The sequence below is a fragment of the Duganella sp. BJB1802 genome, assembly GCF_013369445.1.
Lineage (GTDB): Bacteria > Pseudomonadota > Gammaproteobacteria > Burkholderiales > Burkholderiaceae_D > Rugamonas > Rugamonas vulcania_A.
This window is the reverse complement of the sequence record NZ_JABWEF010000008.1, coordinates 44,879-69,761: the sequence shown is the minus strand read 5'-3', so window position 1 is coordinate 69,761 and position 24,883 is coordinate 44,879. Positions and strand designations below refer to the sequence as shown.

Annotated in this window: 27 protein-coding genes; 21 read left to right on the top strand and 6 right to left on the bottom strand. The window is 64.7% G+C overall.

Annotated elements, in window-relative coordinates; all coding sequences use genetic code 11:
- Nucleotides 1-7: 7 nt before the first annotated feature.
- The 4 genes from HUX88_RS14310 (at nucleotide 8) to HUX88_RS14295 (ending at nucleotide 3,856) form a co-directional block, all read left to right on the top strand.
- A complete protein-coding gene (locus tag HUX88_RS14310) occupies nucleotides 8-1,507 on the top strand; it encodes a carotenoid oxygenase family protein (protein ID WP_229219351.1) in 1,500 nt (499 codons plus the stop codon).
- A 17-nt stretch (nucleotides 1,508-1,524) separates the two neighbouring features.
- Entirely contained in the window at nucleotides 1,525-2,718 is a 1,194-nt protein-coding gene (locus tag HUX88_RS14305) for a sensor histidine kinase (protein ID WP_117010784.1), read from the top strand.
- Between the two features lie 20 nt (nucleotides 2,719-2,738).
- Nucleotides 2,739-3,494 carry a LytTR family DNA-binding domain-containing protein gene (locus HUX88_RS14300; protein WP_229219363.1) on the top strand — a complete coding sequence of 252 codons (756 nt, stop codon included), beginning with the start codon at nucleotides 2,739-2,741 and terminating at the stop codon, nucleotides 3,492-3,494.
- Between the two features lie 77 nt (nucleotides 3,495-3,571).
- Nucleotides 3,572-3,856 (top strand): hypothetical protein, encoded by a 285-nt coding sequence (locus HUX88_RS14295; RefSeq protein ID WP_147330428.1) that lies wholly within the window; start codon nucleotides 3,572-3,574, stop codon nucleotides 3,854-3,856.
- A 6-nt stretch (nucleotides 3,857-3,862) separates the two neighbouring features.
- Here the strand turns inward: HUX88_RS14295 and HUX88_RS14290 are convergent, their stop codons facing one another.
- Nucleotides 3,863-5,758, bottom strand: a complete 1,896-nt coding sequence (locus tag HUX88_RS14290; protein ID WP_117010780.1) for a hypothetical protein — start codon at nucleotides 5,756-5,758, stop codon at nucleotides 3,863-3,865.
- Nucleotides 5,759-5,886: 128 nt separating this feature from the next.
- Entirely contained in the window at nucleotides 5,887-7,575 is a 1,689-nt protein-coding gene (locus tag HUX88_RS14285; RefSeq protein ID WP_117010778.1) for an MFS transporter, read from the bottom strand.
- A 195-nt stretch (nucleotides 7,576-7,770) separates the two neighbouring features.
- Between HUX88_RS14285 and HUX88_RS14280 the strand changes: the two genes are divergently transcribed.
- From HUX88_RS14280 to HUX88_RS14235, 10 genes are all read left to right on the top strand, one after another.
- Nucleotides 7,771-8,949: an acetyl-CoA C-acyltransferase gene (locus HUX88_RS14280; protein ID WP_117010776.1), complete on the top strand. Its 1,179-nt coding sequence runs from the start codon at nucleotides 7,771-7,773 to the stop codon at nucleotides 8,947-8,949.
- Between the two features lie 3 nt (nucleotides 8,950-8,952).
- Nucleotides 8,953-10,845 carry an acyl-CoA dehydrogenase gene (locus HUX88_RS14275; protein WP_176362206.1) on the top strand — a complete coding sequence of 631 codons (1,893 nt, stop codon included), beginning with the start codon at nucleotides 8,953-8,955 and terminating at the stop codon, nucleotides 10,843-10,845.
- A 14-nt stretch (nucleotides 10,846-10,859) separates the two neighbouring features.
- Nucleotides 10,860-11,162, top strand: a complete 303-nt coding sequence (locus tag HUX88_RS14270; RefSeq protein ID WP_117010773.1) for a Dabb family protein — start codon at nucleotides 10,860-10,862, stop codon at nucleotides 11,160-11,162.
- A gap of 10 nt (nucleotides 11,163-11,172) precedes the next feature.
- Complete coding sequence (locus HUX88_RS14265; RefSeq protein WP_176362205.1) at nucleotides 11,173-11,955, top strand: SDR family oxidoreductase; 783 nt, start codon at nucleotides 11,173-11,175, stop codon at nucleotides 11,953-11,955.
- A gap of 14 nt (nucleotides 11,956-11,969) precedes the next feature.
- Nucleotides 11,970-12,971, top strand: coding sequence for an NADP-dependent oxidoreductase (locus tag HUX88_RS14260; RefSeq protein ID WP_117011466.1), 1,002 nt, complete (start codon nucleotides 11,970-11,972; stop codon nucleotides 12,969-12,971).
- Entirely contained in the window at nucleotides 12,968-13,873 is a 906-nt protein-coding gene (locus HUX88_RS14255) for an SDR family oxidoreductase (protein WP_117010769.1), read from the top strand. Before HUX88_RS14260 ends, HUX88_RS14255 begins: the two co-directional genes overlap by 4 nt.
- Nucleotides 13,874-13,875: 2 nt before the next feature.
- Nucleotides 13,876-14,616, top strand: a complete 741-nt coding sequence (locus tag HUX88_RS14250) for a carbon-nitrogen hydrolase family protein (protein WP_176362204.1) — start codon at nucleotides 13,876-13,878, stop codon at nucleotides 14,614-14,616.
- A gap of 66 nt (nucleotides 14,617-14,682) precedes the next feature.
- Nucleotides 14,683-15,603 carry a hypothetical protein gene (locus HUX88_RS14245; RefSeq protein WP_217916331.1) on the top strand — a complete coding sequence of 307 codons (921 nt, stop codon included), beginning with the start codon at nucleotides 14,683-14,685 and terminating at the stop codon, nucleotides 15,601-15,603.
- A complete protein-coding gene (locus HUX88_RS14240; protein ID WP_176362202.1) occupies nucleotides 15,600-16,034 on the top strand; it encodes a GNAT family N-acetyltransferase in 435 nt (144 codons plus the stop codon). The genes HUX88_RS14245 and HUX88_RS14240 overlap by 4 nt, the downstream gene beginning before the upstream one ends.
- An 11-nt stretch (nucleotides 16,035-16,045) precedes the next feature.
- Nucleotides 16,046-16,528, top strand: a complete 483-nt coding sequence (locus HUX88_RS14235) for an SRPBCC family protein (RefSeq protein WP_117010762.1) — start codon at nucleotides 16,046-16,048, stop codon at nucleotides 16,526-16,528.
- Nucleotides 16,529-16,552: 24 nt separating this feature from the next.
- Here HUX88_RS14235 and HUX88_RS14230 read toward each other — a convergent pair whose 3' ends face one another.
- Genes HUX88_RS14230 through HUX88_RS14220 form a run of 3 tightly spaced genes read right to left on the bottom strand, consistent with a single transcriptional unit; the run spans nucleotide 16,553 to nucleotide 18,592 of the window.
- On the bottom strand, nucleotides 16,553-17,296 hold the full coding sequence (locus tag HUX88_RS14230; RefSeq protein ID WP_176362201.1) for an NRDE family protein: 744 nt from the start codon (nucleotides 17,294-17,296) through the stop codon (nucleotides 16,553-16,555).
- On the bottom strand, nucleotides 17,287-17,574 hold the full coding sequence (locus HUX88_RS14225; RefSeq protein ID WP_117010758.1) for a DUF4936 family protein: 288 nt from the start codon (nucleotides 17,572-17,574) through the stop codon (nucleotides 17,287-17,289). Before HUX88_RS14225 ends, HUX88_RS14230 begins: the two co-directional genes overlap by 10 nt.
- Before the next feature lies 1 nt (nucleotide 17,575).
- Nucleotides 17,576-18,592: a folate-binding protein YgfZ gene (locus HUX88_RS14220; RefSeq protein ID WP_117010757.1), complete on the bottom strand. Its 1,017-nt coding sequence runs from the start codon at nucleotides 18,590-18,592 to the stop codon at nucleotides 17,576-17,578.
- Nucleotides 18,593-18,748: 156 nt separating this feature from the next.
- On the opposite strand from HUX88_RS14220, the gene mltG reads away from it, so the two are divergent.
- Genes mltG through HUX88_RS14195 form a run of 5 tightly spaced genes read left to right on the top strand, consistent with a single transcriptional unit; the run spans nucleotide 18,749 to nucleotide 22,342 of the window.
- The gene (mltG, locus tag HUX88_RS14215) at nucleotides 18,749-19,738 is read left to right on the top strand and encodes an endolytic transglycosylase MltG (protein WP_176362200.1); all 990 of its coding nucleotides are present in this window, start codon (nucleotides 18,749-18,751) and stop codon (nucleotides 19,736-19,738) included.
- Between the two features lie 14 nt (nucleotides 19,739-19,752).
- Nucleotides 19,753-20,373: a dTMP kinase gene (gene tmk, locus HUX88_RS14210; protein WP_176362199.1), complete on the top strand. Its 621-nt coding sequence runs from the start codon at nucleotides 19,753-19,755 to the stop codon at nucleotides 20,371-20,373.
- A gap of 5 nt (nucleotides 20,374-20,378) precedes the next feature.
- Nucleotides 20,379-21,410 carry a DNA polymerase III subunit delta' gene (locus HUX88_RS14205; protein ID WP_176362198.1) on the top strand — a complete coding sequence of 344 codons (1,032 nt, stop codon included), beginning with the start codon at nucleotides 20,379-20,381 and terminating at the stop codon, nucleotides 21,408-21,410.
- Between the two features lie 10 nt (nucleotides 21,411-21,420).
- Entirely contained in the window at nucleotides 21,421-21,801 is a 381-nt protein-coding gene (locus tag HUX88_RS14200) for a PilZ domain-containing protein (RefSeq protein ID WP_176362197.1), read from the top strand.
- 19 nt (nucleotides 21,802-21,820) lie between these two features.
- Entirely contained in the window at nucleotides 21,821-22,342 is a 522-nt protein-coding gene (locus tag HUX88_RS14195; protein ID WP_176362196.1) for a GNAT family N-acetyltransferase, read from the top strand.
- A 3-nt stretch (nucleotides 22,343-22,345) separates the two neighbouring features.
- Here HUX88_RS14195 and HUX88_RS14190 read toward each other — a convergent pair whose 3' ends face one another.
- On the bottom strand, nucleotides 22,346-23,347 hold the full coding sequence (locus HUX88_RS14190; protein ID WP_176362195.1) for an alpha/beta fold hydrolase: 1,002 nt from the start codon (nucleotides 23,345-23,347) through the stop codon (nucleotides 22,346-22,348).
- 68 nt (nucleotides 23,348-23,415) lie between these two features.
- On the opposite strand from HUX88_RS14190, the gene HUX88_RS14185 reads away from it, so the two are divergent.
- Both HUX88_RS14185 and HUX88_RS14180 read left to right on the top strand, forming a co-directional pair.
- Nucleotides 23,416-24,195, top strand: coding sequence for a TatD family hydrolase (locus HUX88_RS14185; RefSeq protein ID WP_117011464.1), 780 nt, complete (start codon nucleotides 23,416-23,418; stop codon nucleotides 24,193-24,195).
- Between the two features lie 7 nt (nucleotides 24,196-24,202).
- Nucleotides 24,203-24,874, top strand: a complete 672-nt coding sequence (locus HUX88_RS14180) for an ankyrin repeat domain-containing protein (RefSeq protein ID WP_117010746.1) — start codon at nucleotides 24,203-24,205, stop codon at nucleotides 24,872-24,874.
- Nucleotides 24,875-24,883: the final 9 nt, after the last annotated feature.

Here is a 24,883-nt window from a genome sequence, read left to right as displayed (position 1 = left end):
GCCGATCATGAGCGACACGATGAACGGCCGCCGCAAGTTCCTGTCCCGTGGCGTCGGCCTGGCCGCGCTGGGCCTGGGCTCCGGCGCGGCATGGGCGGACAGCGAGACCTACCGCCGCTTCCACCAGGCGCTGGACCACGATCCAAGGCTGCTGGCGTATGCCGGCATCGAGGGCGAGCTGTCCGGCGACGCGGCGATCCACGGCCGCATGCCGGACGACCTGCGGGGCGTTTTCTACCGCAACGGGCCCGGACGCTTCGAGCTGGGCGGCGAACGCTATCACCACTGGTTCGACGGCGACGGCTACGTGCAGCGCTGGCAGATCGGCGGCGGCAAGGTCGCGCATCGTGGCCGCTTCGTCGCCACCCAAAAGTTCACCGAGGAGACGGCGGCCGGTCAGTTCCTGTATCCCGCCTTCGGCACCTACATCGACCGCAGGCCGGTCAAGAGCAACGACACCATCAACGTCGCCAACACCAATCTGGTGCCGTTTGGCGGCCACGTGTACGCCTTGTGGGAAGGCGGCTCGGCCATCGAAGTCGATCCGCAGACGCTGGAGACGCGCGGCATCAAGACCTGGCGGCCGGACCTGAGGGCGATGCCGTTCTCCGCCCATCCGAAATCCGATCCCGACGGCGGCCTGTGGAACTTCGGGAACATGCCCGGTTCGGACAAGCTGGCGATCTACCGCCTTGACGCGGCCGGGCAGGTGGCGCGCACCGCCTTGGTCGACGTGCCGCAACTGAACATGGTGCACGACTTCGCCGTCAGCGCGCGCCACCTGATCTTCCTGGTGCCGCCGTACGACATGAAATCCGGTCCGGAGATCAGCTACGGCGAAAGCCTGCGCTGGGCCGGCGATACGCGGCCGTTGCGCGTGGTCGTCATCGCCAAGGACACGCTGCGGCTGCGGCAGGTGTTCGAGCTGCCGGCGCGCTCGGTCTTCCACTTCGGGAACGCGTTCGAAGACGGCGCCTGCACGCGGCTGGACGTAGTGCTGCACCAGGGCGACACGCTGTCCGAGCTAAGCACCATGATGCGTGGCGAGATACTGCCGTTCCGCGACGGCTCCAGCACCGTGCAGCTCACGCTGGACTATGCGGCCGGCCAGGCGCGCGAGGCGCGGCTGTTCGGCGCCAGCGAGTTCCCCAGGGTGGCGCCGCAGGTGGTGTCGGTGCGGCACCGCAGGCTGGCGGTGCTGGGCGTGGCGCCCGGCACGCCGGACGACATCTTCAACACCGTGAACCTGATCGACACCGACAGCGGCAAGGCGGACAGCTACCGCTTCGACGCCGGCTGGGTGGCGGAGGAGCATGTGCTGGTGCCACGGCGCGGCGCGCGGTCCGAGACCGACGGCTACCTGGTCGGCGTGGCGCAGGACACGCGGCGGCGGCAAACGGTGTTGACGGTGTTTGATGCACACAACGTCAAGGCGGGCCCGCGGGCGATGGCGCGGCTTTCTTATGCCTCGCCGCCCTGCATTCATGGTAACTTTCTGGCGGCCTGAATATTTTGGAAAACACGATGAACCACCGCAGCAAACCAGCCACGGCGCCCTCGGATTGCGAAGCGCCGCCGTCGGCGCATCCGCTGGACCTGATACGCTTCTTCCGGCGCCGGCCGCCGTCGCTGCGCCGCGACCTGCTGTACACCCTGATCTGGAACTGCGGCCTGGGGACGGTGCTGACGGTGGTCGAGATGTACTGGTCCAACTTCGATCAGCCGGTGCTCAAGCATTGGGTGCCGATGCTGGTGATCGCGAACCTGATCGGCTTCCTCATCCACCTGGGCAGCCTGCTGGCCAACGCCGTCGGCAACGGCTGGCCGCGCCGCGCGACCGGCTTGCCACGGCTGCTGTTCAACACCGCGCTGGTGGCGGTCAGCGTGCTGCTGGGCCTCAGCATGGGGAACGCGCTGTTGAGCGGGAAGAGCATCATGCAGCTGATGGCCAACCGCAGCGCGCTGACGCAGTCGATGGCGGTGGCGGCGGCCGTCGCGCTGCTGATGTACCTGGTGAACCGCGGCGCCGAACAAAGGGTGGCGCAGGCGCTGGAGAAGGCCAGGCAGCAGGAGCTGATGGCATCCAGCGCGCGCATGCTGGCGGAGGCGCGGCTGCGGGCCTTGCAGGCGCAGATCGAACCTCACTTCTTGTACAACACGCTGGCCAACGTGGTGAGCCTGATCGGCCCGCAGCCGGCCAAGGCCCAGCACATGCTGGAGCGCTTCATCGACTATCTGCGCGCCAGCCTGGCGGTCAGCCGCAGCGAGGAGGCCACGCTGGGTTCGGAGGCCAGGCTGATCGCCGCCTATCTGGACGTGCTGGCGGTGCGGATGGGCGAACGGCTGCGCTACCGCATCGAGGTGCCGGACCGGCTGCGCCAATTCGCCATCGCGCCGATGCTGCTGCAGCCGGTGGTGGAGAACGCCATTTCGCACGGCCTGGAGCCGAAGGTGGAGGGCGGCGAGATCGTCGTCAGCGCGGTGGAGATGGGCGGGCACCTGTGCGTGCAGATCAGCGACACCGGCGTTGGCCTGGACAGCACCATGTCGGCCAAGCCGGGCGGCGGGGTGGGCCTGAGCAATCTGCGTGAACGCCTGCGCAGTTTGTATGGCGGCGCGGCTCGGGTAGAATTATTGGAAAACCAACCCTGCGGCATGATGGTGCGCCTGATGCTGCCTTTGAATGCGAGTCCGACATCGATACACTCCGAGCACTGATCGCCGATGACGAAGAACATCTGCGCGACTATCTGGAAGGCCAGCTGAAGACCGCGTGGCCGGAATTGAAGGTGGTGGCCAAGGCCGCCAATGGCCTGGAGGCGCTGCGCCTGATCGACGAGGAGGCGCCGGATGTGGTGTTCCTCGACATCCGCATGCCCGGCATGACCGGGCTGGATGTGGCGGCCCGGCTGGTGGCGGGCGCCAAGCCGCCGCATATCGTCTTCGTCACCGCCTTCGACCAGTACGCGGTGGAGGCGTTCGAGCATTCCGCGGTCGATTATCTGCTGAAGCCGGCGAGCCTGGAGCGGCTGGAGAAGACGGTGGGCAAGCTGAAGGCGGCGCTGCGTCCCAGCGAGCCAGCGGCTGCGGCGGGCATCACGGCGGCGACGCTGCAGGCGCTGTTGCAGCAGCTGGGCGGCGCGGCGCCTGCGGCCCCGGCGCCGGCGCCGTCGCTGCAATGGATACGCGCCTCGCAAGGCGAGCAGACGCGCCTGATCGCCATCGACGAGGTGATCTACTTCCAGAGCAACGACAAATACACCAGCGTGTTCCTGGCCGACGGCGAGAGCCTGATACGCACGCCGATCAGCAAGCTGCGCGAACAGCTCGACGAGCAGCAGTTCTGGCAGATCCACCGCAGCGTGATCGTCGCCGCGCGCCACGTGGCCGGCACCCGCCACGATTTCCGGGGCCGCCTGATGGTGCAGCTCAAGGGCCGCGACGAGCAGCTGGTCGTCAGCCGCAACTACGTTGACCTGTTCCGGCAGATGTAGGGCGGACTGCGGAAAGGTTGCGATAATTGCACTGTCGTGATACGTTCGTTTCTCTCACATCTATCGAGGAAGCAGACATGAAAAAAGTAAATCCAACATCGTTGTTGCAACAGCGCCGCCGCTTTCTGGTGCGGGGCGCAGCGTTGACTTTGGCAACCGTAGCCTGCGCGTTGCCCGTGAGCCGGAAAGGCAAGCTGCCGCTGGCTCCCGCTCCGGCGATGCCCGGCGGCGCTCCCGTAGATGCTGTTGCATCCACGGATCCGAGCGCATTGGTGCGAAGCGGCCAGCCGGTGCCAATTGAACTCTTCTTTTCTTCGCCAGAAAACTTCTCACATTTCCTGGCGCTGACCGGCACCGCCTAATGGCCGTTACAGGGCTGGGGTCCACGCAATTTGGTTGCCGTTCGAATCGTACGTTCCGTGATTGTTGGAAATCGCGTCCTTGAAATCGCCGTCCAACTTCCAGCGTCCGACGGCATTGACAACCTGATTCGACACACCGTAGTCGAAGACTTCCTGCGGTGTCAACACACGGTCATACAGGATGATGTCCGAGAATTTCCAATTGAGATTGACCCCGGCCGCGGCCCAGTAATTACGCCCAACCTGAATGGCCGCCAGAGCATCGACATTGGTCCAAGGCTCCATCGCTTGCGCGTATGCCATCAGGAAGTCATTCACATAGAGGGCAATACGCGAACTGGCATCGACAGTGAATGTGATCCGGGTCCAGGTATCGGCCACATCCGTCCGGCCCTTGTGCCCAGAGTCGTTGCCTATCTTTGTACCGGCAAATAGCTGCATATAGGTGTTGATGTTTTGCGGCAGGGTAGTGTCGGGGAGCCCGTTTTTGTAAATGACCCAGCCGCTGGCATCGACGTTGGCGTTGCCCGCGCTACGCCGAATGAACGCTCCTGCGTTTGCCACCGACGCGGCATCCTGGTTGATCGTGTAAGAGATGGAGAAAGTCGATGAGGGGCAGAGTGGCGCGGCTGGTTTGATGGTGAAGAAGCACGCTTTGGTCGGCGCACTGCTGAACTTCGCACATTGTTTGAAGAACGTGGTATTCAATTTCCGCTCGATCAGGCTGTCGGGCGGCGGCATGCGCGAGCGGTCCAGCACGGAGGTAATGGCCTCGAACACATCTGCGCGGACGTTGGTATCGCCTCCCTGTTTGGTCACCAGCACTTTCCACGGCGCCACCTCCGCCACGCCGCCGCTATTCCACACCCAATGGCAGGCGAGCTGAACGCCAGTGCGATAGAAATTCTGAAGCAGGGTCGACAGATTGTGCTGGGTGTCGTCCTGGAGCGCCTTTTCTTCGGTGTACCGCAAGCCGAAGCTGCCGACATAATATGGCTTGCCCAAGTCATGGGCTAGTTTCTGCATCATCTTCAGGTAGGGCAAAGAGCACGAAATGAAATCCGCCCGCAAGGCGGTTGGCTGACCCGCCACCGGCGCTACGCAACTGCTGAAATACTCGCTATTGGGGAACAGGTTTTCGCAAATGGTGTCGATCGGGCTGGGATTCATTGCGCGGACAATTTCGAGATGTTCATCGATCGTATATTTCCGCGGGTCGTAATGCGCGAGCGCCGCATTCCCCGAAGAGATCATGCGCTGCAGCGTATCCTGTCCTCGTATGGCTTCGGCTATCTCTTTCAGGACGGCTGGCGCCGTGGTGTAGTCCAGGCCTGTATTCAGCGTGATTTCCTGGCCCGCCATCCAGGCGGCAATACCGGTGTGGTCTTTGTACTTGGCCGTGAACGCCGCTGCAAATGCCCGCAGGTAGTTTCTGGATTTGGAGCTACTTGTCAAAAGCGCGCTCTTGTCTTCTCCAACCAGCTCGGGAATGGCCAGGATGTTCCAGAATGGGCAAGCGATAATGCCGATGTTGTGCGCCTTGGCTGCATCGAGGAAAACCTTGACTGCTCGCCAGTAGGAATCATAGATTTTCAGATCTTTGACGGAATTATCGGCATTGAAGTCGGGAACGCCTATGACGTGATCCCAGCCGAACGCGTTCTTGGCGGCAAACGGCGTAATCATCACCTGCAGGTATTTGACCCCTTTAGATTGAAGAAAATCGAAGTCTTCCGGATAGTCAGGATTGGACGGCCCGGTATCGCCCGTGCCGGTGTCCGACCAGTGTCGGCGCTCAAGGTAGTTGTATGCGTTTAAGCCGATGGTGGCGACTGGCCCCGTATTGAGCCCGTCGGTATTGTATTCCTGCATGACGCCGTCTTGCACCCTGATATATGCCATAACGCCCCCGATGTGTTAAATAATTAATTTTATCAATATTTAAATTTTTACGGGGTAAATTTTCCGATGGCGATGATCAAAAAAAAAGCCGCCATCGCTGGCGGCTCTCTACTGCTATCCGGCCCGGCTTAGTCGTGGGCGTAGATGTCGTTGTCCTTGGTCTCGCGGACGAACAGCGCACCGATCACCGCAGTGATCAGCGCGATGACGATCGGATACCACAGGCCGTAGTAGATGTCGCCCTTGAACGCCACCAGCGCGAACGAAATGGTCGGCAGCAGGCCGCCGAACCAGCCGTTGCCGATATGGTAGGGCAGCGACATCGAGGTGTAGCGGATGCGGGTCGGGAACATCTCCACCAGCATCGCGGCGATCGGGCCGTACACCATGGTCACATACAGCACCAGGATGAACAGGATCACCACCATCATCGGCTTGTTGATCTGCGTGTCGTCAGCCTTGGCGGGATAGCCGGCGCCCTTGATGGCGGCGGCGACTTCCTTCTTCAGCGCGGCCTCGGCGTCCTTGCTGGCCTTGTCGAAGTTCAGGCCATCAGGCGTCATGGTGGCGTTGAAGGAGGTGATTTCCTTGTCGCCGACCTTGATCTTGGCGACGCTGCCGGCCGGCGCTTCCTGGGTGGTGTAGTTGACCGAGGCCTGCGTCAGCATGGAGGTGGCGATATCGCACGACGACGGGAACTTCTTCTGGCCCGTCAGGTTGAACTGGAAGTGGCACGACGTCTGGTCGGCCACCACCACCACCGGCGAATTTTTCAGCGCGGTTTCCAGCGCCGGATTGCCGTAGTGGGTCAGCGCGCCGAACAGCGGGAAGTAGGTCGCCGCGGCGATCACGCAGCCGCCGAGGATGATCCACTTGCGGCCGATGCTGTCGGACAGCTTGCCGAAGAAGATGAAGAACGGGGTCGCCAGCGCCAGCGAAATGGCGGTCAGGATGTTGGAGGTGGCGCCGTCGATCTTCAGCACTTGCGTCATGAAGAACAGCGCGTAGAACTGGCCGGTGTACCACACCACCGCCTGCCCCATGGTCAGGCCGATCAGCGCGAGCACCACCACTTTCAGGTTGCGCCACTGGCCGAACGCTTCGCTCAGCGGAGCTTTCGAGGTCTTGCCCTCGGCCTTCATCTTGGCGAAGGCGGGCGACTCGTTCATCGACAGGCGGATCCACACCGATACGCCCAGCAGCAGCACCGACACCAGGAACGGCACGCGCCAGCCCCACGCGGCGAATTCCTTCTCGCCGATGGCGGTGCGGGTGCCCAGGATCACCAGCAGCGACAGGAACAGGCCCAGCGTCGCGGTGGTCTGGATCCACGAAGTGAAGGAGCCGCGCTTGCCGTGCGGCGCGTGCTCGGCCACGTAGGTGGCCGCGCCGCCGTACTCGCCGCCCAGCGCCAGGCCTTGCAGGATGCGCAGCGAGACCAGGATGATGGGAGCGGCGATGCCGATCTGCTCGTGGCCCGGCAGCAGCCCGACAATGAAGGTGGACGCGCCCATGATCAGGATGGTGATCAGGAAGGTGTACTTACGGCCGATCATGTCGCCGAGGCGGCCGAACACCAGCGCGCCGAATGGGCGCACAATGAAGCCGGCGGCAAAGGCCAGCAGCGCGAAAATGAAGGTGGTGGTCGGATCGCCGATGAAGAACTGCTTGGCGATGATCGGTGCGAGCGAACCGTACAGATAGAAATCGTACCATTCGAAAATCGTGCCCAGCGAGGACGCGAAGATCACCTTGCGTTCTTCCGGCGTGATGCCTCCGCCGGCGGGCAGGTTTGCGGTACCTGGTGATGTTGCCATTTTTGTCTCCTGTAATTTTTGAATTTCCCCAGCTGAGACAGTTACAACTTTGTCAGCTTGCGCCCAGTGTGTCCTGTCAACCTTACGTCAAGCTTGCTTGAAACTTACACGAAACTGACAGAAATATTTGCGAACGACCGTACTAAAATATGCTATTCTCGATCCACTAAAAACACCCACTCATAGGAGACTTTCATGATCGACGCCGTCATTGTTTCAACCGCCCGCACAGGTTTGGCCAAGTCGTGGAAAGGCGCGTTCAACATGACGCACGGCGCCACCTTGGGCGGCCACGCGCTGCAGGCGGCGATCGGCCGCGCCGGCATCGAGGCGGGCGAGGTGGAGGACGTGCTGATCGGCTGCGCCAACCCCGAGGGCGCCACCGGCGGCAACATCGCCCGCCAGATCGCGCTGCGCGCCGGCTGCCCGGTGACCACCGGCGGCATGACCGTCAACCGTTTCTGCTCGTCGGGCCTGCAGACCATCGCCAGCGCGGCCCAGCGCATCATCGCCGGCGAGGGCGACATCTACGCGGCCGGCGGCGTGGAGTCGATCTCGTGCGTGCAGCAGGAAATGAACCTGCACATGTACAAGGACGTCTGGCTGGACCAGCACAAGCCGGAAATCTACTGGACCATGCTGCAGACGGCGGAAACCGTGGCCAAGCGCTACAACATCAGCCGCGAGCGCCAGGACGAGTACGGCGTGCAGAGCCAGCAGCGTGCGGCGGCGGCCCAGGCGGCCGGCCTGTTCGACGCCGAGATCGTGCCGATGACCACCGTCATGGGCGTGGCCGACAAGGCCAGCGGCATGCTGCTGACCAGGGAAGTGACCATCTCGGCCGACGAGGGCATCCGCGCCGACACCACCTACGAAGCGGTCTCCAAGATCCGCACCGCCATGCCGGGCGGCGTGATCAGCGCCGGCAACGCCAGCCAGTTCTCGGACGGCGCCTCGGTCGCCATCGTGATGAGCGCGCAGGCCGCCGCCGCCAAGGGCTTGCAGCCGCTGGGCATCTTCCGCGGCTTCGCGGTGGCCGGCTGCGAGCCGGACGAGATGGGCATCGGCCCCGTGTTCGCCATACCCAAGCTGCTGAAGAAGGCCGGCCTGAAGGTCGAGGACATCGGCCTGTGGGAACTGAACGAAGCCTTCGCCGTGCAGGTGCTGTACTGCGCCGACAAGCTGGGCATCCCGATGGACCGCCTCAACGTCAACGGCGGCGCGATCGCGGTCGGCCATCCGTACGGCGTGTCGGGCGCGCGCCTGACCGGCCACGCGCTGCTGGAGGGCAAGCGCCGTGGCGTCAAATATGTGGTGGTCACCATGTGCATTGGTGGCGGCCAGGGAGCGGCAGGCCTGTTCGAAGTGGTGTAAGCCATGCGGTCCCTACTGTTGTCGCGCCGCGACCTTGGCTTCATGCTGTACGAGTGGCTGGACGCGGAGGCGCTGACCCGGCGCGCCCGCTTCAGCGATCACAACCGCGAAACCTTCGATGCCGCCATCGACACGGCCGAGCAGCTCGCCACCGAGCTGTTCGCGCCGCACAACAAGAAGGGCGACAGCGAGGAGGCGCACGCCGTGCCGGGCGATGGCTGCCTGCGCGTCGAGCACATTCCGGAGGTGAAGACTGCGCTCGACGCCTATTCGGCCGCCGGCCTGATGGCGGCCGGACAGGACTACGAGCACGGCGGCATGCAACTGCCGGTGGTGGTGCAGAAGGCCTTGTCCGCGTACTTCACGGCGGCCAACGTCGCCACCAGCGCCTACACCTTCCTGACCATGAGCGGCGCCAACACCCTGCTCAAGAGCGGCACGCCGGAACAGGTGCGCCGCTACGCCGAGCCGATGTTCGCCGGCCGCTACTTCGGCACCATGTGTTTGTCGGAGCCGCAGGCCGGCTCCAGCCTGTCCGACATCACCAGCCGCGCCGTGCCCGATCCGCAGCCCGGCCCGGAAGGCGAGCGCCAGTTCCGCCTGAGCGGCAACAAGATGTGGATCTCGGCCGGCGAGCACGAGCTGTCGGACAACATCGTCCACCTGGTGCTGGCCAAGATCCCCGGCCCGGACGGCAAGCTGATCCCCGGCGTCAAAGGCATTTCGCTGTTCATCGTGCCCAAGTACCTGGTCAACGACGACGGCAGCCGTGGCGAGCGCAACGACGTCGTGCTGGCCGGCCTGAACCACAAGATGGGCAACCGGGGCACCAGCAACTGCCTGCTCAACTTCGGCGAGGGCAAGTTCCAGCCGCAGGGCAAGGGCGGCGCCATCGGCTACCTGGTCGGCCAGCCGCACCAGGGCCTGGCCAATATGTTCCACATGATGAACGAAGCGCGCATCGCGGTCGGCCTGGGCGCGGCCGTGCTGGGCTACACCGGCTACCTGCACGCGCTGGACTACGCCCGCAACCGCCCGCAGGGCCGCCATCCGGCGCAGAAAGACCCGGCCCAGCCGCAGTTGCCTATTATTGAACACACCGACGTGCGGCGCATGCTGCTGGCGCAGAAGGCCTACGTGGAGGGCGGCCTGGGCCTGGTGCTGTACAGCGCCCGCCTGGTCGACGAGCAGAACAGCGCCGAAACGCCGGAGGCGCGCGAGCACGCCGGCCGCCTGCTGGACTTCCTGACGCCGATCACCAAGTCCTGGCCGTCGCAGTGGTGCGTGGAGGCCAACAGCCTGGCGATCCAGGTGCATGGCGGCTACGGCTACACGCGCGAGTACAACGTCGAGCAGTTCTATCGCGACAACCGGCTCAACGCCATCCATGAAGGCACGCATGGCATCCACGGCTTGGACCTGCTGGGCCGCAAGGCCAGCATGCAGGACGGCGCCTTGTTCAAGGCCTTCGGCGCCGAGCTGCGCAAGACGGTGCGCAAGGTGCGCGGCAGCGTCGGCGCGCCGGATGGGGTGCCGGCCGGGATGGCGGAGATCGGCCAGGAGCTGCTGGCGCACGCCGATGCGCTGGACGCGGCCTGGCAAGCAGTGGAAGTCGTCACGCAAAAGCTGTATGCTGCCGGCGACATGAACAAAACCCTGGCCAACGCCAGCCTGTACCTGGAAGCGGTCGGCCACGTGGTGGTCGCCTGGATCTGGTTGCAGCAGGCCTTGCTGGCGGCCGCCGCGCTGGATGGCGGCGACGCCGACTTCTATCGCGGCAAGCTGCAGGCCTGCCGCTATTTCTTCCGCTGGGAATTGCCGAAGGTCGAACAGCAGCTGGAACTGCTGGCCAGCATAGACACCACCACGCTCGACATGCGCGACGCGTGGTTCTAAACAAGCGAGACAAGATGATCAAGCACATCGTAATGTGGAAATTGAAGGACCATGCCGAGGGCGCCGACCGCGCCGCCAACGCGGCCAGGATGAAGACGCTGCTGGAAGGCTGCATCGGCCTGGTGCCCGGCCTGCTGAAGCTGGAGGCCGTGGTGGCCCAGCCCGGCCTGGAGGCGACCTATGACGTGATGCTGTACTCCGAGTTCACCGACAAGGCCGCGCTGGACGAATACCAGAACCATCCCGACCATGTGGCGATCAAGCCGTTCTTCGCCGCCGTGCGCGAGGCGCGCCAGTGCATGGACTACGAAATCTAAGGACACCAATATGCGTACAACCCAAGAACTATTTTCCCTGGCCGGCAAGACCGCGCTGATCACCGGCGGCTCGCGCGGACTGGGCCTGCAGATGGCGCTGGCGCTGGGCGAGCAGGGCGCCAAGGTCGTCATCTCGTCGCGCAAGCAGGCGGACCTGGACGAGGCGGTGGCCTTCCTGAGCGGCCACGGCATCGACGCCCATGCGGTCGCCGCCGACCTCTCGCAGGATGCCCACGCGGACGCGCTGGTCACGGCCGCGCTGGCCCACCTCGGCCACATCGACATCCTGATCAACAACGCCGGCGCCAGCTGGGGCGCGCCGGCCGAGGACCATCCGGTCGAAGCCTGGGACAAGGTGATGAACCTGAACATCCGCAGCATCTTCGTGGTGTCGCAGCTGGTGGGCAAGCGCTCGATGATCCCGCGCGGCTACGGCCGCATCATCAACATCGCCTCGATCGCCGGCCTGGCCGGCAATCCGCCGGGCACCATGCAGACCATCGCCTACAACACCTCGAAGGGCGCGCTGGTCAACTTCACGCGCACCTTGGCGGGCGAGTGGGGCCGCCACGGCATCACCGTCAACGCGCTGGCGCCGGGCTTCTTCCCTTCGAAGATGACCAACGGCCTACTGGAGAAACTGGGACCGGACGAACTGTCCAAGGACGCGCCGTTGGGCCGCCTGGGCGATGACGAGGACCTGAAAGGCGCGGCGGTGCTGTTCGCCTCCGACGCGGGCAAGCACATCACCGGCCAGATCCTGGCGGTGGACGGCGGCGTGTCGGCGGTGTGACGATGACGTTGGAGATCCCCAAGACATTCCGCCGCATCGTCATGGCCTCGCGTCCGCGCGGGCCGGTGGCGGCGGAGAATTTCAGGATGGAGTCGGTCGAGGTGCGTCCGCTGGAGGACGGCGAAGTCCTGGTGCGCAACCACTACCTGTCGCTGGACCCGTACATGCGCGGGCGCATGAGCTCGGCCAAGAGCTACGCCGTCTCGCAGCAGCTGGACCATACGATGATAGGCGGCACGGTCGGCCAGGTGGTGGCCTCGCGCAACGACTACTTCAAGGTCGGCGAATTCGTCGGCGGCATGCTGGGCTGGGCCGAGATGGGCGTGTCCGATGGCGTGTTGCTGCGCAAGCTGGACACCACGCGGATTCCCTTGCCGGCCTACCTCGGCGTGGTCGGCATGCCGGGCATGGCGGCGTGGTACGGCTTCAACCAGATCCTGGAGGCGGCGGCCGGCGACACGGTGGTGGTGTCGGCGGCCAGCGGCGCGGTCGGCGGCGTGGCCGGGCAGCTGGCCAGGCTGCGCGGCTGCCGCGTGGTCGGCATCGCCGGCGGGCCCGAGAAGTGCGAGTATGTGGTCAAGCAGCTGGGCTTCGACGCCTGTGTCGACCACAAGGCCGGCAACCTGGAGGCCGATCTGGCTGCGGCCACGCCGGAAGGTGTCGACGCCATCTTTGAAAACGTCGGCGGCGCCTGCCTCGACGCCGCGCTGGCGCGCACCAACGCCTACGCCCGCGTGGCGCTGTGCGGGCTGATCGCCGGCTTCGACGGCAAGGAACTGCCGATCAAGCATTCGCGCCTGCTGCTGCTCAACCGCTTGACGCTGCGCGGCTTCATCGTCACCGAGCACATGGAATTCTGGCAGCAGGGCTTGCAGGAGCTGGCCGCGCTGGTCGCCAATCATCAGATCAAATACCGAGAAACGGTAGCGGACGGCCTCGCGGCCGCGCCGCAAGCGTTCATGGGCCTGCTGCAAGGGCATAACTTCGGCAAACAACTGGTCAAGCTCATCCAATGAAAACATTCAGGGACAAGGTCGTCGTCATCACCGGCGGCGCAAGCGGTTTGGGGCGCGAATTCGCCAACGTGGCGGCGCGCGAAGGCATGAAGCTGGTGCTGGCCGATGTCCAGGCCGATGCGCTGGAACGCGCGGCCGACGCGCTCAGGTCGCAGGGCGCCGCCGTCGTCGCGCGCCTGTGCGACGTCCGCAAGGGCGAGCAGGTGCAGGCGCTGGCCGACGCGGCCATCGCCGAATTCGGCGCCGTGCACCTGGTGTTCAACAACGCCGGCGTCGGTTCCGGCGGGCTGGTCTGGGAAAACACCGAGGCCGATTGGGAATGGGTGATGGGCGTGAACGTGTGGGGCGTGATCCACGGCGTACGCATCTTCACCAAGCTGATGCTGGAGTCGGCCAAGGGCGACCCTTCGTTCGAGGGACACATCGTCAACACGGCGTCGATGGCGGGCCTGCTGAACGCGCCGGCGATGGGTGTGTACAACGTCTCCAAGCACGCGGTGGTGGCGCTGTCCGAGACCTTGTACCAGGATCTGCAACTGGTCGGCGCGCCGATCGGGGCGTCGGTGCTGTGTCCGTATTTCGTGCCGACCGGGATCAGCCAGTCGCACCGCAACCGTCCCGAGGACGTACGCATGACGCAGGGCCCGACCGCCAGCCAGCTGGCGGCCCAGGCCATGACGGACAAGGCGGTTTCGTCGGGCAAGGTGTCGGCGCAGGATGTGGCCGAGATGACGTTCAAGGCCATCGCCTGCGGCGACTTCTACATCTACTCGCATCCGGGCGCATTGGCCGGCGTGCAGGAACGCATGGAGCACATCGTCGCCGGCGCGAATCCCGGCGATCCGTACGCCGCCACGCCGCATGTGCGCGAGGCGTTGCGGGCAAAGATGAAGCTGGGCTGATCTTGCGGAAGTTCCGCGTCGCGGCCTTCCAGCGCAAGCCGGTCTTTGACGACGTTGCGCAGGTTGCCGCCCGCGTCAGCGAAGACATCGCGTGGTGTGAAGGGGAGGGTGTCGACCTGGCGCTCTTTCCGGAAGGCTATGTGCAAGGCTACGCGACCGACCTCCCGGGGATCGCCCGCAGGGCGATGGCGGTCGACGGGCCGCCGTTTGCCGAGCTTCTGTCGGCGTTGCCAAAGTCCGGGGTGGAGATGGTCCTGGGCTTTATCGAGCGGCGCGCGGACGGCTACTACAATTCGGCGGCGGTGATCGGCGATGGCCTGATCAAGGGCGTCTACTCCAAAAACCATCCGAACGAACGCGATTTCCTGCCTGGCCGCGATGCGCCGGTGTTCCGGAAATCCGGCGTGGTTTTCGGCATCAACATCTGCTACGACGCGAATTTCCCCGAGAGCGCGCAACGCCTGAGCGGGCAGGGCGCGCGGCTGATTTGCTACCCTCTCAACAATATGCTGGCGGCGGCGACCGCCGAAAAGTGGCGCTCCAAAAGTGTGGAGAACTTGCGGCGGCGGGCGGCAGAAACGGGCTGCTGGGTCGCCTCATCGGATGTCGTGGGAACGGCCGGTGAGCAGATCAGTTTCGGTTGCACCTGCATCGTCAACCCGCAAGGGACCGTGGTTGCGCGGGTTGCCGAGGGAGCCGAAGGCGTTGCCGTATTCGATATGGATTGTTTCGACGTCCGGTAATTAAGTGTGTATTTTGCGGCGGCTGCGTTATGTTAATGTCATGCTTGGTCAATTCTCCCGCCTCTCATGATATCCGCCAGAAGACTGTATTTTTTGCTGTCATTGATTGTTGCGTCCGCACTCGTCTGGAAGGGCGTCGATTTGTTGACCCGGCCTCCCGTCCAGGCCGCCCCGTCTTCCAGCTTGCCATCCACCGCCCAGCAGCGTGGCGCAGCATTGCGGGAGACCAAGGCGCCGACGGGCCATGCCGCGCCCGACGCGCCAGTCGAAGCGTCGGTCGAGGAAATGGTGCGCGACGCCGCGGGCGATCCCGAGAAGTCCCTTGCCGCCTTCAACAAGATCGACGAGTGCCTGACCCTGGAGAACGACAAGGAACTTGTCGACAGCACGGACCTGAAGATCACCCGGGAGAATGGCGGTATGCAAGTCCAGCTCCTTGCGCACAAGGCCGACGAGAAAGCGTTGCAAGCGCTGCGCCGGGAATGCGCCGGCTTGACCGGCAGGACCAGGCTGGATCGTTTTCAGCTGCTGGAGTACGCCGTCAATCAGCACGAGGCCGGGGCTTTGGCGCGCTACATCTACGCCGGCCCGCAAGGCGACCGCCACGCGCTGAAGGAGCGTCCGGACGATCCCGCCGTGATCGAGTGGCGCCGCGTTGCGCTGAAGCGACTGGACGACAGCATCGCCCAGGGCTATCTCGACGCCTTGACGCTGAATACCTCCGGCCACCTCGAGTTGGGCGTGGCGGTGGGCGCGCCCGAGCTCTACATGGAACAGCTTGCGTTCAACAAAATAGTTGGCGCCATCAATTCCACAGAAGGGCCCTACCCGAAAGAGGTGTTCGAAGGCTGGATCAAGAGCATCAGCGCCCAGCAGCGGGCCGATGCGGAGGCGCAGGCGGAGCGCATCTTCCAGGCGTGGAAGCGCCGCACGACGGCGCCGCATGCGACAATCACGCCTTCCGCAACTAGCCAAGCAAGCCGATGACCCTCACCGCCAAACACGACATCCGCACCGGAGACTGGACCACCCTCAACGCCGACGCAAAGCTGATACGCTTTGAAGTCTTCGTCGAAGAACAGAAAGTCCCCGCCGAGCTGGAGATGGACCACATGGACGCGGTCTGCCTGCACGCGGTGGCCTACGACGCGGACGGCACGCCGGTCGGCACCGGGCGCCTGCTGCCGGACGGCCACATCGGCCGCATGGCGGTGCGCCGGTCCGCGCGCGGCAGCGGCGTCGGCGGCGCCTTGCTGCAAGTGCTGATGGCGCAGGCCCGTGCCCGGGGCGACACGCAAGTGGTGCTGAGCGCGCAATCGCACGCCGCGCCGTTCTATGAGCGCCACGGCTTCGCCATCGACGGCGACGAATTTTTCGAGGCCGGCATCGCGCACATCAATATGCGGTACACCTTTTGAGGAGCACAAGCATGACGCACATCGTCGAGAATTTCGATCCCAAGCTGGACCTGGTGTTTGAACGCGATATCGATATCGCGCCGGAACTGGTGTGGGCCGCGTGGACCAAGCCGGAACATCTGGTGCATTGGTTCACGCCGTCGCCGTGGAAGACGCTGGAAGCGCATTGCGACCTGTGGCCCGGCGGCCTGTTTAGCTCCGTGATGGCGGGTCCGAACGGCGAGCGCCACGACAATCGCGGCTGCTACCTGGAGGTGGTGGAAAATCGCCGCCTGACCTGGACCGACGCGCTGGGGCCCGGCTATCGCCCGACCGGCAACGCCTTCATCACCGCCGTGGTGTCGATGGAGCCGCTGCCCAACGGCGGCACCCGCTACATCGCCTGCGCCCGCCACAAGGACGAGGCCACCGTCGAGGCGCACAAGCAGATGGGTTTCAAGGAGGGTTGGGGCAAGGCGCTCGACCAGCTGATCGCCCACATGAAGCAACTGTAAGGTCGCCAGCGGCCGGCCGCCGGCCTAGTGGATCAGCATCTCCTGCAGCGTGGCCGGAGCCTCCGCGTACAGCTTGACCACGGTCGAGGTGCGCGTGCCGTAGCCCGGGCTTTCGATGCGTACCGCCGACAGCATGCGCTCCAGGTCCAGCGGCACGCCGGTGTCGGGCAGGCGCTGGTCCGGCGCGGGCGTGGTGTCGGCCAGCATTTCGAAGTAGGCGTCGTCCGGCGCGCCCAGGCACAGCAGGCTTGCGAACTGGGCCTTGGTCTTGAGCACCTTGGGCCACGGCGCATCGAGCAGCGCGTTCGACAGGCCGTACACGCCCGGTTCCAGCGGCTTGCCGTTGCGCGGATCGGCGTCGCCACGGTTGGAGAACCAGATCAACGTGTCGCCGTCGCTCAGCACCAGGTTGAAGCCGTTGTAGGCGCCCGCGTCGGCGCGGATGGCGTCGACGTATTCCTGCGGCGTCATGCAGCCGGCCAGGAAGTCGGCCACCAGGCGGCCGCGGGAGGGCGCGTCGTCGCGGTGCTCGGACGGCGCGCGGATGTTGGTGATGGCGGCGAAGCGCGAAGCCTTGCAACCCTCGGCCGGCTGGGCGATGCCCATCCAGCTGCCGCCGGCCTGCAGGTCGCGGCCGGCGAAGATCTGCGGATGCTCGGGCCACGGCGCCGCCGGCGCGGTGGCGCGCTGGTAGTACTCATCGCGGTTGGCGGCGGCCACCAGCGGCACGGCCGGGATCACCCGCCAGGCAAAAACGATCAGGCACATGGGATTAGATCCGTAAAGACTTCGGTGTGGCGCGGGCCGGCGGTCCAGGCGGCCAGGCCGGCCTGGTCGACGGCGGCGTTCAGCGCGGCGGAGAATCCGGCCGGCGTGGCGGCGTAGACTTCCATCCATGTCTGCATGCCGTCCTTGACTTCGGGGCGGCGCTTGAGCTGGCATGCGACGGCGTGCCGTTCGCCCAGCGCGGCCTGCATCGGGACGACCGCCGCCAGCAAGGACGCCGCGTCGGCATCCTTGACCTGATAGTAAATGTAGAAGTCCATGCTAGAGGTCGAGTGGGTCCAGCACGTAGGGCATGTCGAGGAAGGTGAGCGGCACGCCGTCGGCCGAGCCGAGGCGGACCGAGGCCGCCTCGATGGCGGCCAGTTTCATTTCCACCAGCGCGTCGATGCCGCCCTTGCCGTTGGGCGCGGCGTTGACGATCATGCCGCACGGCTGTTCGGGATCGGCCGTGGCGAACACTTCCACGCCGGCCGCGGCGGCCGCGTCGGCGATGCTGACCAGGGTGGTGCGCCGCTTGAGCTTGCCCAGGTACTGGCTGCGGGCGACGATTTCTTGCCCGGGGTAGCAGCCCTTCTTGAAGTTGACACCGCCCAGCAGCTCGAAGTTGATCATCTGCGGCACGAACTGTTCCTGCGTGGCCTTGGTGATCTGCGGGATGCCGGCATGGATTTCGGACAGGTGCCAGGCGTCGGTGCGGCCCACCGACAGCTTGGCGGCCAGTTCCGGCACCACCGTCTGGGCCACCTCGGCCGACATCAGCCACTGGTAGCGCGGCGCGCCGAACACGTCGGCCACGCGGATCAGCGTGCCCAGTGGATGGTCGACCTTGGTGAACGGTTTGGCCGGCAGCGGGTCGAACCAGTTTTGCAGCGCCTCTTCGGCCATGCCGCCGCCCAGGCCGAGCGCGACCTGGCTGGCCGGCAGTTCGGTGGCGTCGCTGAGCTTGGTCTTGGCGCGCAGCACGAACATGCCCAGGCGCTTCTGGACCGGCGCCTGGATCTCACGCGGCAGTTGCAGGAAGATGGTGGTTTCGTTACGCCACATCAGGAACGAGGCCAGCAGGCGGCCCTTCGGCGAACAATACCCGGCCAGCCGGACTTCGCCCAGGCCCAGGTGCTCGACGTCGTTGGTCAGCTGATTGTGCAGGAAACTGGCGGATTCCTCGCCGTCCAGCGCGATCAGGCCCTGGTCGCCAAGCGGGGCGACAAAGCCCACGGCCAGCTGCGTGGTGGTCAGCGCCTGGGCTTGCTGTGCTAAAAGTTCATTCCAAGAAGACATAATTTCCAATAATTTGACGATTAAAGCATTATCATTACGGGCTCATTATAGTGATGTCGGACGGATCGCGTCGGATGCCGCGTAAAACGTGGCACTGGCGGACTGTGCCAAGAAGTGGCAAGCTGTGCGACTTGTTCCAACCCTACGGCTTTAACAATGGCTTTTATTAAAAAAATCATCACCCTGTGCATCTTGCTGGCGATCGCCGGCGGCGCTTATTTCATGTACTGGTCGCAGCATCCGATCATCGGCGATGAGATCGAAGCCATCGAATTCAACATCGCGCCCGGCAGCGGCGCCCATGCCGCCGGCCAGCAGATCGCCGAGGCCGGCGTGCCCATCGAGCCGGTGCTGTTCAACCTGCTCGCGCGCGTGACCGGCAAGAGCGCCAGGCTCAAGGCCGGCACCTACGAGCTCAAGCCGGGCACCACGCCGCTGCGCCTGATCGAACAGCTGGTGCGCGGCGAGTTCGCGCAGGAACAGCTGACCATCATCGAAGGCTGGACCTTCCGCCAGATGCGGGCGGCCATCGCCGCGCACAAGGGCCTGAAGCACGATACGGTCGCCATGTCGGACAAGGAAGTGATGAACGCCATCGCCTCCGAGTACAAGCAGCCCGAGGGCCTGTTCTTCCCGGATACCTATCTGTTCGCCAAGGGCGCCAGCGATTTGCAGATCTACAAGCAGGCGCACGCCATGCTGCTGAGCCGCCTGAACGAGGCCTGGGACAAGCGCGACCCCGCGCTGCCGTACAAGACGCCGTACGAGGCGCTGACCATGGCCTCCATCGTGGAGAAGGAAACCGGGCAGAAGTCCGAGCGCGGCATGATCGCGGGCGTGTTCGTCAACCGCCTGAAGCTGGGCATGTTGCTGCAGACCGACCCGACCGTGATCTACGGCATGGGCAGCAAATACGACGGCAAGATCCACAAATCGGATCTGGAGACCGACACCCCGTACAATACCTACACGCGCACCGGCCTGCCGCCGACCCCGATCGCCTTGCCGGGCGTGCAATCGCTGACGGCCGCGCTGGCCCCGGCCAAGACGCCGGCGCTGTATTTTGTCTCCAAGGGCAACGGCACCAGCCAGTTTTCAGACAATTTGACCGACCATAACCGGGCGGTGAACAAGTTTCAAAGATAAGTTTTAGGCAATTCATGACTCAACACCGCGGTAAATTCATCACCTTCGAAGGCATAGACGGCGCCGGAAAATCGACCCACATCGCCTTTGTCGGCGACTATCTCAAGGCGCGCGGCGTCGACCTGGTGAGCTCGCGTGAGCCGGGCGGCACGCCGCTGGGCGAAAAGCTGCGCGAGCTGGTGCTGCACGAGAAAATGCACCTGGAAACCGAGGCCCTGCTGATGTTCGCCAGCCGCCGCGAGCACATCGCGCAGGTGATCGAGCCGGCGCTGCATCGCGGCGCCTGGGCCATTTCCGACCGTTTCACCGACGCCAGCTTCGCCTACCAGGGCGGCGGGCGCGGCATGGACCTGGCCAAGCTGGAGGCGCTGGAGCACTGGGTGCATCCGCATTTGCAACCGGACCTGACGCTGCTGTTCGACGTGCCGCTGGAAGTGGCGCGCGCGCGGCTGGACGCCACCCGTTCGCTGGACAAGTTCGAGCAGGAGAAGGCCGATTTCTTCGCCTCCACCCGCAACGAGTACCTGCGCCGCGCGACGCAATTCCCGGCCCGTTTCCGTGTGATCGACTCGACCCAGCCCATCGCCGACATCCAGGTCGAGATCGCGGCCATCCTCGACCAATTGCTGGCATGACAACAATGAGCAATTCGATATACCCATGGCAGGAGTCGTCCTGGCAGCAGCTGCAACTGCTGCGCCAGCGCATGCCGCACGCTATCCTGTTCCATGGCGCCGCCGGGATAGGTAAGTCCGACTTCATCGAACGCTTCGCCCAGGGCCTGCTGTGCGAGGCCGTGCTGCCGGACGGCCACGCTTGCGGCCAGTGCGCGTCCTGCGGCTGGTTCTCCCAGCAAAACCACCCGGACTACCGCCGCGTGCGGCCGGAGGCGCTGGAGGACGAGCCCGTCGAAGGCGAGGAGGGCGACGGCGAAGCCAAGAAGACCGCCAAGTCGGCCAAGGCGCCGTCCAAAGAGATCAAGATCGAGCAGATCCGCAACCTGGCGGACTTCATGAACATTTCCACCCACCGCCAGGGGCTGCGGGTGGTGGTGCTGTATCCGGCAGAGGCGCTGAACATGCCGGCCTCCAACGCCTTGCTGAAGACGTTGGAGGAACCGCCTCCGGGCACGGTGTTCCTGCTGGCCTCCAACAGCCTGGACCGGCTGCTGCCGACCATCCTGTCGCGCTGCCGCAAGTTCGCGCTGCCGATGCCGAGCCACGCCGAGGCGCTGGCCTGGTTGAAGACGCAGGGCGTGCCGGACGCCGACAGTTGGTTGCGCGAGCAGGGCGGCGCGCCGCTGGCGGCCATGGCCCAGGCCGAAGTGGGCAACCGCGACGATCTGGAAGTGCTGTTGCAGCTGCTGGCCCATCCGAGCGTCGAAGGCGCGTTGAAAGTTGCCGACAAACTGCAAAAAGTGCCGTTGAGTGCACAAGTTTCTTGGTTGCAGCGCTGGCTTTATGATGTGTTTTCCTACAAACTGGCAGGTAACATCCGTTACTATCCACGCTACCAGAAGGAACTGGCCAGCCTGGCCGGCAAGATTCACGTCAGCCGCCTGCTGTCGGCCATCAAGGGCGCCAACGAGCGGCGGGCGACGGCCGACCATCCCTTGTCGCCCAAGCTGTTTCTGGAGGATATGTTGCTCGAATACGCCGCCTGCTGCGCCTGAAGGGAATTAGATGTCCGCTGCCAGTCCACTCGATCCGAACACCGTGCCCGTTGCGCGGCCGACGGTCTTGTCGCTGGCGATCAAGGAGAAGGCTGCGTTGTACGCGGCCTACATGCCTTTCCTGAAGAACGGCGGCATGTTCGTGCCGACCCAGAAGCCCTACAAAATCGGTGACGAGATCTACCTGATCCTGGCGCTGATGGACGACACCAATAAATACCCGATCGCCGGCAAGGTCGCCTGGATCACGCCGGCCGGCGCGCACAACAACAAGGCGCAGGGCGTGGGCGTGCACTTCCCCGAAGACGAAAGCGGCCAGCGCGCCCGTCAGCGCATCGAAGAAATCCTCGGCGCGGCACTGCGATCCTCGCGCGCCACGCATACGCTTTAATCCCTCACCGCTTCCCGATATGACCACAGCTTTCCGCCATCGCCTCGCCACGCTTGATGATTTGCCCACCATCGTCGCCATCTACAACAGCACCGTCGCCTCGCGCGAAGTCACGGCTGACACCGAGCCGGTGTCGGTGGAATCGCGCCTGGCCTGGTTCCATGAGCACACGCCGGAGAGGCGCCCGCTGTGGATCATCGAGCAGGTAGCCGATACGGTCGGCCAGCCTGAAGTGCTGGGCTGGATGTCGTACTCGAATTTCTACGGCCGTCCCGCGTATTCGGGCACGTCCGAGATTTCCATCTACATCGCCGAGGCCTGGCGCGGCAAGGGCATCGGCGGCTACTGCATCGCGCAGGCCATCGCCCATGCGCCGGCCATCCAGGTCCATACCTTGCTGGGCTTTATCTTCGGCCACAACAAGCCCAGCCTGGGCCTGTTCGCCAAATTCGGCTTCGAGACCTGGGCCAACCTGCCCAAGGTGGCCAACCTGGACGGCATCGAGCGCGACCTGATCATCCTGGGCAAGCGCGTCGGGTAAGCCTTATTTCAGCGCGCGGTCGACGGCCGCGCGGATCTGGCCGGTCGCGCAGACCACCGCCGAATGGCCGCAGTCGCCCTCCAGCACCGTGGCCGTGGCGCGGATGCGGCCCGCAAACGCCAGCGCCGGCGCCGGATTGACGATCAGGTCCTGGCGCGGATTGATGATGTGGACGCGCGCCTTGACCTTGCCGGCGGCGTCGTCGCCGATATCCTGGGTCAGGAAGGCGCGCATTTGCCAGCGCATGTCGTTGGCGTCGGCCGCGTCCGGATCGTCGGCGACGGTCTCGGCGATGAATTTGTCCACCTCGGCCGGTTTGGTCTGCGCCGCGCGGTAGGCCGGCGTGTCGAAGTTCAGCGAGAAGATCTGGTGGTACAGCGGCAGCTTCGGGTTCTGCTTGTACTCGCCGTTGGCGTAGTCGGCATCGGCCAGCATGGCGGCTTCCTCGGTGCGCCAGAACAGCAGGTCGTAGCTAGTCTGGCGCGGCGTGCCGGCGATCGGAACGGCCACGTCCATGTAGCCGGGATGGCTGACCATCCACTGGAAAGTCTGGGTCGCGCCCATCGAGTAGCCGACCATCGCATGGATGTGCTTGAGGCCCAGTTTTTCGGTCAGCAGGCGGTATTCGGATTCCACCATGTCGCGCACCGTGAAGGCCGGGAAGGCCGTGCCATGCTGCGCCGCGCTGTTGGACGGCGAGCAGGCCACGCCGTTGCCGATCGCGTCGACCACGATCACATAGTGGCCGGCGGTGTTGAACAAGCCTTTGGGGCCCAGCAGCGAGACCGCCTCGGCGCTCTTGCCGGTATGCCAGGGCAGGAACACGACCGCGTTCGAGCGGGCTGCGTTCAGGCTGCCGATGGTGCGGTAGCCGAGCTTGCAGTCCTTGATGACGGCGCCGCTTTCCAGGCGCACGTCGCCAAGGTCGGCATATTGCTGGGGAGGCGGTTCGGCGGCGGCAGCGGCCAGCGGCAGGGCAAGCGCGAGGGCAAGGCGGATGGACATCAGGCGGACTCTTGAATTGATTGGGAACGCCGATTCTAGGCCAGGCGCGCTTGGGTTACAATCACGGCATGTTTATCGACTCCCACTGCCACATCAATTTCCCCGAGCTGGCTGCTCGCATGCCCGAAATCCTGGCCAAGATGGCCGACAACAAGGTCACCCACGCGCTGTGCGTGTCGGTCGATTTGCCGGATTTTCCACAAGTGCTGGCGCTGGCCCACGAGTATCCGCACATCTACGCCTCGGTCGGCGTGCATCCGGATTACGAGGACACGCCCGAACCGACCGTCGAACAACTCGTGGCGCTGGCCGACGACCCGAAGATCATCGCCATCGGCGAGACGGGGCTGGATTATTTCCGCCTGCAGGGCGACCTGGAGTGGCAGCGCGAGCGCTTCCGCACCCACATCAAAGCATCAAGAATCACGCGCAAGCCCTTGATTATTCACACCCGCAGCGCCAGCGAAGACACCATCCGCATCATGCGCGAAGAGGGCGCCGGCACGGAGGCGGGCGGCGTGGCCGGCGTGATGCACTGCTTTACCGAATCGCTGGAAGTGGCGCGCGCGGCCATCGAGATGGGTTTCTACATTTCGTTCTCCGGCATCGTGACCTTCAAGAGCGCCAAGGATCTGCAGGCGGTGGCGCTGGAAGTGCCGCTGGAGCGCATCCTGATCGAGACGGATTCGCCCTACCTGGCGCCGATGCCGCATCGCGGCAAGATGAACGAGCCGGGCTTCGTGGCCCACGTCGGCGAGTACATCGCCAAGCTCAAAGGCATCCCGGTGGAGCAGGTCGCCGAACAGACGACCGCCAATTTCTTCAAACTATTCAATGTGGTAGCGTGATTTCCTAATGTCGATTCTCTCCAAACGCCGCTTGCTTCTGACGGCCATTGCCGCCACCCTGACGATCCCCGCGCTGGCGGTCGAGCAGACCGACGACGAGGTCGACCTCTTCCGCGCCATCCAGCTGGACAACGTCTCCGGCGTTAAAAAGCTGCTGGAACGCGGACTGAGCCCCAATCTGCGCGAGCCGGGCGGTGAGACCGCGCTGATTGTGGCGATGCGCTACGAGGCCTATCGCGTCGCCACCTTGCTGATGGATCAGCCCGGCATCGACCTGGAAGCCAAGGCGCCCAACGGCAATACCGCGTTGATGATGGCGGCTTTCCGTCAAAGCAAGGCCACCGTGCTGGACATGATCAAGCGCGGCGCGCAAGTCAACCAAAAGGGCTGGACCGCCTTGCACTACGCGGCGGCGGCCGGCAGCACCGAGATCACCGGCATCCTGCTGGAGCACCATGCCTACATCGACGCCGAAGCCCCATCCGGCATGACGCCGCTGATGATCGCCGCGCGCGAGGGCCAGGAAAAGGTCGTGGAGCTATTGCTGGAGCAGGGCGCCGACGCGACCCTGAAAGACGGCGGCTTCCACCAGACCGCCGCCGAGTTCGCGACCAAGGCCGACAAGCCCTGGATCACGAAAACCATCGAAGCCCACTTGGCCGCGAAGGCAAAGCGCTAACCCGCATGC